This is a genomic window from Mesorhizobium sp. 43Arga (genome assembly GCF_053714255.1).
In genome coordinates, this window is the sequence record NZ_JBSKBO010000007.1 from 53142 (window position 1) to 65028 (window position 11887).

At 62.2% G+C, this 11887-nt stretch carries 10 protein-coding genes; 5 read left to right on the forward strand and 5 right to left on the reverse strand.

Annotated features, from left to right (window positions below; genetic code table 11):
• Window positions 1–6: 6 nt before the first annotated feature.
• Window positions 7–2028, reverse strand: coding sequence for a long-chain-fatty-acid--CoA ligase (locus ACWGS8_RS23195; protein ID WP_454583096.1), 2022 nt, complete (start codon window positions 2026–2028; stop codon window positions 7–9).
• Between the two features lie 467 nt (window positions 2029–2495).
• Between ACWGS8_RS23195 and ACWGS8_RS23200 the strand changes: the two genes are divergently transcribed.
• The 5 genes from ACWGS8_RS23200 to ACWGS8_RS23220 are packed head-to-tail and all read left to right on the forward strand — an operon-like array spanning window position 2496 to window position 7732.
• Entirely contained in the window at window positions 2496–4094 is a 1599-nt protein-coding gene (locus tag ACWGS8_RS23200; protein WP_454583097.1) for an ABC transporter substrate-binding protein, read from the forward strand.
• 44 nt (window positions 4095–4138) lie between these two features.
• A complete protein-coding gene (locus tag ACWGS8_RS23205) occupies window positions 4139–5146 on the forward strand; it encodes an ABC transporter permease subunit (RefSeq protein WP_038651941.1) in 1008 nt (335 codons plus the stop codon).
• Window positions 5146–6057: an ABC transporter permease subunit gene (locus tag ACWGS8_RS23210; protein ID WP_454583098.1), complete on the forward strand. Its 912-nt coding sequence runs from the start codon at window positions 5146–5148 to the stop codon at window positions 6055–6057. The genes ACWGS8_RS23205 and ACWGS8_RS23210 overlap by 1 nt, the downstream gene beginning before the upstream one ends.
• Window positions 6057–6908 (forward strand): ABC transporter ATP-binding protein, encoded by an 852-nt coding sequence (locus ACWGS8_RS23215; protein WP_454583099.1) that lies wholly within the window; start codon window positions 6057–6059, stop codon window positions 6906–6908. Before ACWGS8_RS23210 ends, ACWGS8_RS23215 begins: the two co-directional genes overlap by 1 nt.
• On the forward strand, window positions 6905–7732 hold the full coding sequence (locus tag ACWGS8_RS23220; RefSeq protein WP_454583100.1) for a dipeptide ABC transporter ATP-binding protein: 828 nt from the start codon (window positions 6905–6907) through the stop codon (window positions 7730–7732). The genes ACWGS8_RS23215 and ACWGS8_RS23220 overlap by 4 nt, the downstream gene beginning before the upstream one ends.
• Window positions 7733–7775: 43 nt before the next feature.
• Here the strand turns inward: ACWGS8_RS23220 and ACWGS8_RS23225 are convergent, their stop codons facing one another.
• The 4 genes from ACWGS8_RS23225 to ACWGS8_RS23240 all read right to left on the reverse strand — a co-directional run bounded on the left by ACWGS8_RS23225 (window position 7776) and on the right by ACWGS8_RS23240 (window position 11879).
• Window positions 7776–9050 (reverse strand): cysteine desulfurase-like protein, encoded by a 1275-nt coding sequence (locus tag ACWGS8_RS23225; protein ID WP_454583101.1) that lies wholly within the window; start codon window positions 9048–9050, stop codon window positions 7776–7778.
• Between the two features lie 46 nt (window positions 9051–9096).
• The gene (locus ACWGS8_RS23230; RefSeq protein WP_010913215.1) at window positions 9097–9771 is read right to left on the reverse strand and encodes an amino acid ABC transporter permease; all 675 of its coding nucleotides are present in this window, start codon (window positions 9769–9771) and stop codon (window positions 9097–9099) included.
• Window positions 9772–9923: 152 nt separating this feature from the next.
• Window positions 9924–10721, reverse strand: coding sequence for an ABC transporter substrate-binding protein (locus ACWGS8_RS23235; RefSeq protein WP_454583102.1), 798 nt, complete (start codon window positions 10719–10721; stop codon window positions 9924–9926).
• A gap of 396 nt (window positions 10722–11117) precedes the next feature.
• Complete coding sequence (locus ACWGS8_RS23240; RefSeq protein WP_454583103.1) at window positions 11118–11879, reverse strand: HpcH/HpaI aldolase family protein; 762 nt, start codon at window positions 11877–11879, stop codon at window positions 11118–11120.
• Between the last annotated feature and the right edge of the window lie 8 nt (window positions 11880–11887).

Genomic DNA, 11887 nt, shown 5'->3' on the forward strand with positions numbered 1-11887 from the left:
CATGCATCAGGCGCGCAATGCCCGCCGCAGGATCTTGCCGACCGGCGTCTTCGGCAATTCGGTCCTGAACTCGATGTATTTAGGCCGCTTGTATCCGGTCAGGTTCTCGCGGCAAAAAGCGGTGATGGCTTCCACGGTCAGGGCTGGATCCTTCTTGACGATGAACAGCTTCGGTACTTCGCCCGAATGCTCATCCGGCACGCCGATCGCCGCGACTTCGAGCACGCCTGGATGCATCGCCACGACCTCCTCGAGTTCGTTTGGATAGACGTTGAAGCCCGAGACCAGAATCATGTCCTTCTTGCGGTCGACGATCTTGGTGTAGCCGCGCTCGTCCATGAAGCCCATGTCGCCGGACTTGAAGTAGCCGTCCTTGGTCATCACCTTGGCGGTCTCCTCAGGCCGGTTCCAGTAACCCGCCATCACCTGCGGTCCCCTGATGCAGATTTCGCCGACCTCGCCGAGCGGCAAATTGTTGCCGTCGTCGTCGCGGATGGCGATTTCCGTCGAGGGCAGCGGCAGGCCGATCGTGCCGGTGAAGTCGCCGGAACTGAACTTGTTGGCGGTGGCCACCGGCGAGGTTTCCGAGAGGCCGTAGCCTTCAGTGACAGGGCAACCGGTCAACGCCTTCCAGCGTTCGGCGACGCCCTTCTGCACCGCCATGCCGCCGCCAAGCGTCAGCACCAGCGGCTTGAAGTCGAGTTTGCGGAAGTCCTCATTGTTGAGCAGCGCGTTGAACAGCGTGTTGAGGCCGGGAAAGATGTGGACCGGATACTTCTGCAGTTCCTTGACGAAGCCCGGAATATCGCGCGGATTGGGAATGAGCACGTTGCGGGCGCCTTGCTGCATGCCCATCAGCGCGTTCACCGTCAGCGCGAAGATATGGTAGAGCGGCAGCGCGCAGATGAAGTTCGGGTGCGCCGGTTTCGGCTTGATCGTATAGGCGTCTTCCATCCACTGCGCGTTCTGCACGACGTTGGACAGCACATTGCTGTGCAGCAGCGTGGCGCCCTTCGACACGCCCGTGGTGCCGCCGGTATATTGCAGGAAGGCGACATCGTCGGCTGCAACCTTGGCCGGCTTGAAGCCAAGGCCGGCGCCGGCCTTCATCGCCGCGTTGAACTTGACATGCCCGGGCAGCGACCATGCCGGCACCATCTTCTTCACGCGGCGCACGACGAAGTTGACGATCGTGCCCTTGAGGCCGCCGAGCATGTCGCCCATGGCCGCCACCACGACATGCTTGACCGCGGTCCTGGCGATCACCGCCTGCAAGGTGTTGGCGAAGTTCTCCAGGATGACGATGGCTTGTGCGCCGGAATCCTTGAGCTGGTGCTCCAGCTCGCGCGGCGTGTACAGCGGATTGATGTTCACCACGACATAGCCGGCGCGCAGGATGCCCATCATCGCCACCGGATACTGCAGAACGTTGGGCATCATCACGGCGACGCGCGCACCCTTTTGCAGCCCCTTCGATTGCAGATAGGCACCGAAGGCCGCCGACAGCTGCTCGACATCGGCGTAGCTGATGGATTTGTCCATGCAGGTGAAGGCCGGCTGGGCGGAAAACTGCTTGCAGGCGGCGACCAGGAAATCGCCGATCGAACTGTAGGGCAATGCCCCGATCTCGGCCTGGACATTTTTCGGATAGCTCTTGAGCCACGGCTTTTCGGGCAGGCCGGCGGCAAGTTCCGTGAGCGCCTTCGGCAGCCGCTTGGTGGCAGTTGTCGCCGGTTTCGATGACGGCGCTGCCTTTGCTGGCGATGCGGCCTTCGTTGTCCCGGTCTTTGCGGGAGAAGCCTTTGCGGGAGTCTTCGTCGCTGAGGTCTTCGCCGGGGCGGGTTTCGCCGCCGGCTTCCCGACGGCCTTGGCTGTGGTCGCCTTTGCCACCGGTGCCGTCTTGGCAGGCTTTGCGCCTCTGCCGGCGGTCGAGGTCTTGACGCCAGCTTTACCTGGACCGTCGGCGGCGGCTGGTTTCGAGCCTGCCTTTGCCGACGCTTTCACCGGCGCCTTTGATGCTTTTGCCACCCGTTCCTCCTCGACAATTCCTGTTCGCCCGTTTCGGTCGCCTATGCCGCGCCCGCCTCCGAATTGACAGAGACGTCCTCCTTGCCGTCAGCATGTCCATCTATGTATTGCCTCTATCGGCGGCGGTGCAAGTCTTGCCCTTGCGGCAAGGCGCCGAAAGATTTGCCGTCGAAAATCTTTCCCGCCGGCGACACTTGGAACCGGCATCTTTCCGTATCGATGATCGGACGAAGGCGAACGCGGCGTCCATGTCGTGAGATCCCAGATCAATAAAAAAATGCGGTCGTTAATAATCTCGTGAATGGAAAAAACTGCTAATTTTTTCTGCTCCTTAGCAAAATCGCGGATTTTTTTCCTGCTTCCCGAGGGGTAAGCAAACGGGGTGTTCCAAAGCCGGAAAAACGGTGCTTATATGCGCGCTTCGCGAGCCTGCTAGAGGGGCTTGGAAGAACATCAGGGAGTGCTCAATGAAAAAGAAACTCGCTTTTGCGGCCGCGTTGCTGGCCGCAAGCGTCCTGGGCGGCATGGCCAATGCAAAGACGCTCGTCTATTGCTCGGAAGCATCGCCCGCCAATTTCGATCCGGGTACCACGACCGGCGGCAACGACTTCGATGCTTCGTCGCGCACCGTCTATTCGCGTCTGGTTGAATTCAAGCATGGCGGCACCGAGGTCGAGCCCGGCCTTGCCGACAAGTGGGAGATTTCCGACGACGGCCTGGTCTACACCTTCCACCTGCATCCGGGCGTGAAGTTCCAGACCACCGACTATTTCAAGCCGACGCGTGATCTCAACGCCGACGACGTCGTCTTCTCCTTCGATCGCCAGTTCAACAAGGAAAACCCCTGGAACGGCGACAAGTATCTGCCGAACCTGACCTGGGACTATTACACCGGCATGGACATGCCGAAATACGTCGCCAAGTGGGAAAAGGTCGATGACCTGACCGTTAAGCTGACGCTGACCGAGCCGAACGCGCCGATGCTGGCCAACCTCGGCATGGACTTCGCCTCGATCGTGTCGAAGGAATATGCCGACCAACTGGCGAAGTCCGGCAAGATGGCCGATTTCTCCACCAAGCCGATCGGCACCGGCCCGTTCCAGTTCGTCGACTACCAGCTGGATTCCGTCATCCGCTACGCGGCCCACCCGGATTATTTCAAGGGCAAGGAAAAGATCGACGATCTCGTCTTCGCCATCACGCCTGACGCCACCGCCCGCACCCAGAAAGTGCTTGCCGGCGAATGTGACATCGCGCCCTATCCGAACCCGGCCGACATCGCCACCATCAAGGCCAATAAGGACGTGACCCTGATGGATCAGGCCGGCCTGAACATCGGCTATATGAGCTACAACACCACCATCCCGCCGCTCGACAAGCCTGAGGTGCGCCATGCGCTCAACCAGGCGATCGACCGGGAAGCGCTGATCAAGTCGCTGTTCCAGGACGCCGGCGCAACGCCCGCGGAAAACCTGATCCCGCCGACCATGTGGTCGTGGAACAAGGATGTGAAGACCGACGCCTACAATCCGGAAGCGGCCAAGAAGGTGCTGGCCGACGCCGGTCTGAAGGAAATTCAACTCTGGGCATCCGACCGCGTTCGCCCGTACAACCCGAACTTCCAGCGCGCCGCCGAACTGATCCAGGCCGACTGGGCCAAGGTCGGCGTCAAGGCCGAGATCGTCAACTACGAGTGGACCAAGTATCGCTCGGAAGGCAAGAAGAAGGACCGTCCCGGTGCGTTCCAGATCGGCTGGACCGGCGACAATGGCGATCCGGACAACTTCTTCGCCACCCTGTTCGCCTGCTCGGCCATCGGCGTCTCGAACTACTCGAGCTGGTGCGACAAGGACTTCGAGGATCTGATCCAGAAGGCCAAGAAGACCAGCGACCAGGCCGAGCGCACCAAACTCTATGAGCAGGCGCAGGTGATCTTCGCCAAGGAAGCGCCCGCCTTCCTGCTGGTCCACAGCCAAGTCTATGCGGTCGTGCGCAACAATGTCAGCGGTTTCAAGATGGATCCGCTCGGCATTCACCGCTTCGACGGCGTTGACAAGGCCGAATAAGACTATAGAGCGGGGCGGCGCAATGAAGCGCCGCCCCCTACATCATGCTAAAATATATCCTCCACCGAATTGCACTTTTGATCCCGACGCTTGTCGGCATCACGATCTGCGCCTTCGCGTTCGTCCGGCTGCTGCCCGGCGATCCCATCCTTGCCATGGCCGGCGAACACGGCGTGGCGCCGGCGCGTTACGAAGAGCTCAAGGAGCAATTCGGCTACAATCTGCCGATCTGGCAGCAATACACGCGCTATGTCGGTGAGGTCGTGACCGGCGATTTCGGCGTCTCGATTTCGTCCAAGCGCCCGGTGCTCGAGGAGTTCAAGACGCTCTTCCCGGCGACGCTGGAACTGTCATTCTTCGCCATGATTTTCGCCATGGTGCTCGGCATCCCGGCCGGCATCTTCGCGGCCGTCAAGCGCGGTTCGTGGTTCGACCAGTCGCTGATGGGCACGGCGCTCGTCGGCTACTCCATGCCGATCTTCTGGTGGGGCCTGCTGCTCATCATCTTTTTCTCCGGCTATCTCGGCTGGACACCGGTCAATGGCCGCATCGACCTGCAGTATTTCTTCAAGCCGATCACTGGCTTCATGACCATCGACACCTTGCTCTACGGCAAGTGGGATGCATTTCGCTCGGTATTGCGCCATCTGGTGCTGCCGACAATTGTGCTCGGCACCATTCCGCTGGCTGTGATAGCGCGCCAGACGCGGTCCGCCATGCTCGAGGTGCTGGGCGAGGACTATGTACGGACGGCCCGAGCCAAAGGGCTTTCGTCGGCCCGGGTCATCGGCGTGCATGCTCTGCGCAATGCACTCATCCCGGTGGTCACCACCATCGGCCTGCAGGTTAGTACGCTGCTCGCTGGCGCCATCCTTACCGAGACGATCTTCTCCTGGCCCGGCATCGGCAGGTGGATGGTCGAATCCATATCCAAGCGCGACTATGTTGTCGTGCAGTCTGGCCTGCTGTTGATTGCCCTTATCGTCATGGCCGTGAACCTGATCGTCGACGTGCTTTATGCCGTCATCAATCCACGCATAAGGGCGGCGTGATGAGCCAGTCGACCGAAATCGCCCCGATGGCCGCCGGCAACCCGGATCGCCTCACCGGTCTCAGGACCTTCTGGTTTTATTTCTCGGTGAACCGCGGCGCCGTTATCGGCCTGTTCGTCTTCATTCTGCTGGTGCTGGCGGCGCTGTTTGCGCCGCTGCTGGCTCCCTATGCACCCGACGTCCAGGACAAGACCGCATTCCTGCGGCCTCCGGCCTGGCAGGCCGGAGGCTCGACGCAATATCTGCTTGGCACCGATCCGGTCGGGCGCGACATCCTATCGCGCCTGCTCTATGGCGCGCGCTTCTCGCTTTTGATCGGCGCGGTCGTCGTCTCGCTGGCGCTCGCTGGCGGCATCACGCTCGGCCTGCTGGCCGGCTATTTCCGCGGCTGGGTCGACGTGGCGATCATGCGCGTCATGGACCTCATTCTAGCTTTCCCGTCGCTGTTGCTGGCGCTGGTGATGGTCACCATCCTCGGCCCTGGCCTGTTCAACGCGATGCTGGCCATCGCGCTTGTCCTGCAGCCGCATTTCGCGCGGCTGGTGCGTGCCGCGGTGATGTCCGAAAAGAGCCGCGAATATGTCGTGGCGGCAAAGGTCGCCGGCGCCGGGCATCTCAGGCTGATGCTTCGCACCATCCTGCCCAACTGCCTGGGACCGCTGATCGTCCAGGGCACGCTGTCGTTCTCCAATGCCATCCTCGAGGCGGCCGCCCTCGGCTTCCTCGGCCTGGGCGCCCAGCCGCCGACGCCGGAATGGGGCACCATGCTTGCTACGGCGCGCGAATTCATCCTGCGCGCCTGGTGGGTGGTGACGTTCCCGGGTCTCGCCATCCTGATCACCGTGCTTGCCATCAATCTGATCGGCGACGGCCTGCGCGATGCGCTCGACCCGAAACTGAGGAGGTCGTGATGGCGCTGCTCGACATCCAGAATCTCGTCGTCGAATTCCAGACCGCATCCGGTTCCTTCCGCGCCGTCGACGGCGTGTCGCTGCATGTCGACGAGCGCGAAGTGCTGGCGATCGTCGGCGAATCCGGCTCCGGCAAGTCGGTGTCGATGCTGGCGGTGATGGGCCTTTTGCCATGGACCGCCAAGGTCACAGCAGACCGCATGAGCTTCAATGGCCGCGATCTCCTGAAGCTGAGCCCGGCCGAGCGGCGCAAGATCGTCGGCAAGGACATGTCGATGATCTTCCAGGAGCCGATGGCGAGCCTCAATCCGTGCTTCACGATTGGCTTCCAGATCGAGGAAGTGCTGCGCTTCCACATGGGCATGGACAAGGCCCAGCGCCGGGCACGCGCCATCGAATTGTTGAAGCAGGTCGGCATTGCCGATCCGGCGGAGCGGCTGAACTCGTTCCCGCACCAGATGTCGGGCGGCCAGTGCCAGCGCGTCATGATCGCCATCGCCATCGCCTGCAATCCGAAGCTTTTGATCGCGGACGAGCCGACGACGGCATTGGACGTCACCATCCAGAAGCAGATCCTCGATCTCCTGGTCTCGCTGCAGGCCAAATACGGCATGGGCCTGATCATGATCACCCACAATATGGGCGTGGTGGCGGAAACCGCCGACCGCGTCATCGTCCAGTACAAGGGCCGCAAGATGGAAGAGGCCGACGTGCTGTCGCTATTTGAATCGCCGAAGAGCAATTACACGCGCGCGTTGCTTTCGGCGCTACCGGAAAATGCCGTCGGCGATCGCTTGCCGACCGTCTCCGACATGCTGTTCGAGCCGGCGCCCTCGGGAGCCAGCGCATGACCATTGTTGTCGAAGGCAAGAACATCAAGCGCGACTACCATGTCGGCGGCGGGCTGGTCCGCAGCGCGCGCACCGTGCATGCGGTGAAGGGCGTGTCCTTCAGTGTCGAGAAGGGCAAGACGCTCGCCATCGTCGGCGAATCGGGCTGCGGCAAGTCGACGCTCGCGCGCATCATCACGCTGATCGATCCGGCGACGTCGGGCGAACTGTTCATCGACGGCAACAAGGTCGACATCGCCAGGGGCGGGTTGACCAAGGAGATGCGCCGCAAGGTGCAGATCGTTTTCCAGAATCCCTATGGCTCGCTCAACCCGCGCCAGAAGATCGGCGACGTGCTGGGAGAACCGCTGCTCATCAACACCGACAAGCCGGCCGAGGAACGGCGCGACCTCGCCATGAAGATGCTGAAGAAGGTCGGTCTCGGACCCGAGCACTACAACCGCTACCCGCACATGTTCTCGGGCGGCCAGCGCCAGCGCATTGCCATTGCCCGCGCGCTGATGCTGAACCCCAGCCTGCTGGTGCTGGACGAGCCGGTCTCGGCGCTCGACCTCTCGGTTCAGGCGCAGGTGCTCAACCTGCTCGCCGACCTGCAGGACGAGTTCCAGCTGACCTATGTCTTCATCAGCCACGACCTGTCCGTCGTGCGCTACATCGCCGACGACGTGATGGTGATGTATTTCGGCGAAGCGGTCGAATATGGCTCGCGCGACGAGGTCTTTTCAGACCCCAAGCACGCCTACACCAAGACGCTGTTCGCCGCGACGCCGCGCGCCGACGTGGCAAGCATCAAGGCGAGGCTGGCCAAGAAGAAGGCGGCTTAAAGCCGGGCGGCGCCCCTAAGGTCCGTGTGGGGGTAAGCCCAACCTACGACAACTTTGCGATAATCGCGCGCAATGCCTCGCCGAATTTGTGCACTTCCTCGACCGTGTTGTAATGCACCAGCGAGGCGCGGATGGCGCCGCTGTCCATCGACAAATTGAGGCGCTTCATCAGCCGCGGCGCGTACATGTGGCCGTCGCGGATGCCGATCTGCATCTCGGCCATCTCCTCGACGATCCGCTGCGGTGACAGTCTCCCGATGTTGAAGCAGAAGGTCGGCACGCGCTCGTTGATGCGGGCCTCGTCGGCGACGCCATAGATGGTCGCGCCGCAACCTTTTAGCGCGGCGAGCATCTCGCGCGCCAAAAGCAGCTCATAGTCGCGGATGGCGCCCATGCCGGCGACGATGTTTTCGCGCCGCGAGCGGTTGTTGGAGGGGGCCAGATTGCGGCCGATCAGTTCCAGATACTGCACGGCCGCATCCATGCCCGAGACATTCTCGTAGATGAAGGTGCCGGCCTCGACCTTGTAGGGCGGCTCGTCGGGGATGAAGTCCTCCCGGAAAGTCGGCAGCCGCTTCAGCGTGTCGAAGCGGCCCCAGAGAAAACCCATGTGCGGCGAGAAATTCTTGTAGCCGGAGCAGACGAGATAGTCGCAATCCCATGCCTGCACGTCGATCAGCCCGTGCGGACCGTAATGCACGCAGTCGAGGAACACTTCCGCGCCGGCCGCATGCGCGATCTCGGCGACCGACGCAACATCGACGATCGAGCCGATCGAATGCGCCGTCACCGTGCAGGCGACGAGGCGGGTGCGGTCGGAAACCAGCGGGCGCAGATCATCGACATGCAGATTACCGTCCTCGCGCATACGCCACCACTTGAACTTGGCGCCGGCGGATTCCAGTGCCAGCCAGGTGGCGATGTTGGCGTCGTGGTCCATGTCGGTGATGACGATCTCGTCTCGCTCCGAAAGCATCTGGCCGATACCGAGGCTGACAAGGCGGATGAACGAGGTGGCGTTCATGCCGAAGCAGATTTCCGCCGGGCTATGGGCATTGATCAGCAGCGCCACGCTTGTCCGCGCGTCGGCGACGGACTGGTCGACGGTGACGCTGCGGCCATAGCGGCCACCGCGCTGCACATTGTGCGAAACCAGATGGTTGGTCACCGCGTCGAGCACGCTCTGCGGGATCTGCGCGCCGGCGGCATTGTCCATGAAGATGAAATCGCCGGCCCGTTGCAAGGCGGGAAACATGGTGCGGATGGTGTCGACGGGGAACGCTGAGGCGTTCGCATTATCGGTTTGATGCTTGTTCACGGGCAGGCTCCTACGAAGAATTGGGCGGGTGTTGATCGGTGGCGGGTCAGCGCGCTTTCTCGGTCTTGAAGCGGTCTTCAAGCAGGCTGACAAGACGCACCATCGGCCAGAGGAAGATGAGATAGACCAGTGCTGCGCCGATCAGCGGCGAGGGGTTGGCATAGAGCGACTGCGCGTTGGTCGCTTCCTTCAGGAGTTCCGGCAACGCCACGGTCGAGGCGAGCGAAGTGTCCTTAAACATCGAGACGCAATTGCTGGTCATCGGCGGGATGACCACGCGGATCGCCTGCGGCAGCACCACCTTGCGCAAGGTCAAAAGGAACGGCAGGCCAAGCGCCTGCGACGCCTCGAACTGGCCTTTCGGAATGCTCTCGATGCCGGAGCGGAACACTTCCGCCGAATAGGCCGACATGATGAAGGCGAAGGCCGTCACGGCGGACGCCCAGGACGACAGGCGGATGCCGAGGAAGGGCAGCGCGTAGTAGATCAGGATCAGCACCACCAGCACCGGCAGCGCGCGGAAAATGTCGGTGTAGCCGACCGCCAGCCAGCGCAGCGGCTTGGGCGCATAGAGCCGCACAAGGCTGATCAGCAGGCCGATGGGGATGCCGATGCCGATGCTCAGAATGCCGAGCAGCAGCGTGTTCAGGAAGCCGCGCAGCAGCGCCGGCAGGCTGGACATGATGACGTCGGGATTGAAGAAGGTGTCGATCAGCGACATGGGAGCGTTCCCGAACCCCGGAGCAAAGGGTGTTCAAAGTTAAAACCAATCGACCCTCGCTTATGGCGAGACGGTCTGTGCGGCAGCGGCGCCGGAGCAGGAAATGAATCGTGCCGGCCTGGAAAGCCGGCACGATTTCAGTGCATCTGCGCTCAGGCCTTCGGCAGCGGCATTTCCTTGACGGTCGAGGATTCGGCTGGCGCGTCGCTGCCGAACCACTTCTTGTGGATCGCGGCCAGCGTGCCGTCCTTCTTCATCGCGGTCAGCGCTTCGTTGAGCTTGCCGAGCAGCGGATGGTCCTTGGTCATCATCAGACCGTACTGTTCGCCGGTCTTGATGCGCTGCTTGACCTTCAGATCCTTCATCTTGGTGAAGGAGTATTCCATGCCCGGAATGTCGCTGACGGCGGCGTCGACGCGGCCGGCGCTGAGGTCGAGCAGCAGGTTCTGCTGCGTGTCATAGCCCTTGACATCGCTGAAGCCGTCGGCTTCCTGATGCGCCTTGACCCAGCTCTCGCCGGTCGAACCCGACAGCACGCCGACGATCTTGCCCTTGAGATCGGCTTCGGTGTTGATGGCGCTGTCGGTCTTGGTGGCAATGCCCATGTCGGAATCATAATAGGGCTGGGTGAAAGACTGCGACTTCAGCCGCTCGGGCGTGATGGTGATCGACGAGATGGCGACGTCGATGCGCTTCGACGTGGTGGCCGCGAACAGCGCCTGGAAGCCGAGATCGGCGATATCGGTGGTCATGCCGATGCGCTTGGCCGCTTCGTTGACGATGTCGACTTCAAAACCCTCGAAGGTGCCGCTCTCGTTCTTATACTCGAAGGGCGGATTGGTCGGGTAGGCGCCGACATTGAGCACATCCGCGGCGTAAGCCGTGGCGGGGCCGGCGGCGATGCCGATAGCGGCGGCAAGCAGGATGAGATTGCGACGTGTCAGGTTCATTTGGTGTTCCCTCTGGGGTATCCCCTCTGGTTGTTGATCGGGCGGGCTCGCCCCGCACGGTTTCTTGCCGTCCCACCTCCCAGCGGGGCGTCAATTCATGGCAGCGACCTGCGCGCGCGGTTGGCGATGGTCTCTGTATGCGGATCACGGATTTGGCCGCGCACGCCGTCGAAAGCGGAGCGCGCGCTGGATGATGACTGGGGCGGCATGAACGACAAGGACTGAAACCCCCGAAGCACCACGATGGACTGGCCGGCAACCCCTGCGGCACGGCCGTCGTCATCGATCTTGAATGCTTATCCAAAGTGGGACGCATTTCAAGGCGAAAGTTTTAAGCTTAAAAAGCTTGGCGTGCGTGTTGCTCCGGCGATACGCCTTTTGTCCGGCCGCGCCTGTCTATGCCAATTCGTCGCGCGCCGCGGCAGCGTTGGCCGCGGCGCCGGCGCCCAGAAACATCGTGTCGCTGGCCAGCACGAAGAAGCTCGCGCCGATGGCTGCCCATCGGTCGATGGCCTGTGGGCTGGCGCAAAATATGCCTGATGTCTTTCCATGTGCGATCGTGGCAGCAATGATCGTCCGGATCGCTACGTTGAGCTTGTCGGCGCCTTGCGGTCCGATCGCGTCGATCGACACCGAAAGGTCGCCGGGGCCGACGAAGATCACGTCGACGCCGTCGACGGCCGCGATCGCTTCGATGTTGGCGAGCCCGTCCGCTGTCTCGACCTGGACCGCGACCACGGTTCTGTCGTTGGCGCCGGCAAGATATTCGGGAATGCGATAGCCATAGCCGGCGGCCCGGCCGGGTCCGACGCCGCGCTCGCCCAGCGACGGATAGCGCGAGGCTTTGACCGCCATCGCCGCCTGCGCGGCAGTCGAGACGCGCGGCACCAGAACGCCTTGCGCGCCGCTATCCAGTGCCGCCTGGATGGCTTCCGGCGCATGGCCGGGAACCCGCACCATCGCCGGCACGCGATGGACGTCGGCCGCGCGCACCATGGTCTCGATCATGTCGCGCGAAATCTGCGCGTGCTCCCAGTCGATGCAGAGGAAGTCGAGGCCCGACAGCGCCATCACTTCGACCGCGACCGGATGCGGAATGGCGGCAAACGAACCGACGAGGTTTGCCTTGCCGATGCATTTCTGGCGAAATTCGCTCATGCCGATCC

What these genes read in the sequence shown, in the direction of transcription:
- ACWGS8_RS23235 (WP_454583102.1), bottom strand. Translation starts at nt 10,721, where the DNA reads ATGAACCTGACACGTCGCAATCTCATCCTGCTTGCCGCCGCTATCGGC.
- ACWGS8_RS23215 (WP_454583099.1), top strand. Translation starts at nt 6,057, where the DNA reads ATGGCGCTGCTCGACATCCAGAATCTCGTCGTCGAATTCCAGACCGCA.
- ACWGS8_RS23200 (WP_454583097.1), top strand. Translation starts at nt 2,496, where the DNA reads ATGAAAAAGAAACTCGCTTTTGCGGCCGCGTTGCTGGCCGCAAGCGTC.
- ACWGS8_RS23240 (WP_454583103.1), bottom strand. Translation starts at nt 11,879, where the DNA reads ATGAGCGAATTTCGCCAGAAATGCATCGGCAAGGCAAACCTCGTCGGT.
- ACWGS8_RS23230 (WP_010913215.1), bottom strand. Translation starts at nt 9,771, where the DNA reads ATGTCGCTGATCGACACCTTCTTCAATCCCGACGTCATCATGTCCAGC.
- ACWGS8_RS23210 (WP_454583098.1), top strand. Translation starts at nt 5,146, where the DNA reads ATGAGCCAGTCGACCGAAATCGCCCCGATGGCCGCCGGCAACCCGGAT.
- ACWGS8_RS23220 (WP_454583100.1), top strand. Translation starts at nt 6,905, where the DNA reads ATGACCATTGTTGTCGAAGGCAAGAACATCAAGCGCGACTACCATGTC.
- ACWGS8_RS23205 (WP_038651941.1), top strand. Translation starts at nt 4,139, where the DNA reads ATGCTAAAATATATCCTCCACCGAATTGCACTTTTGATCCCGACGCTT.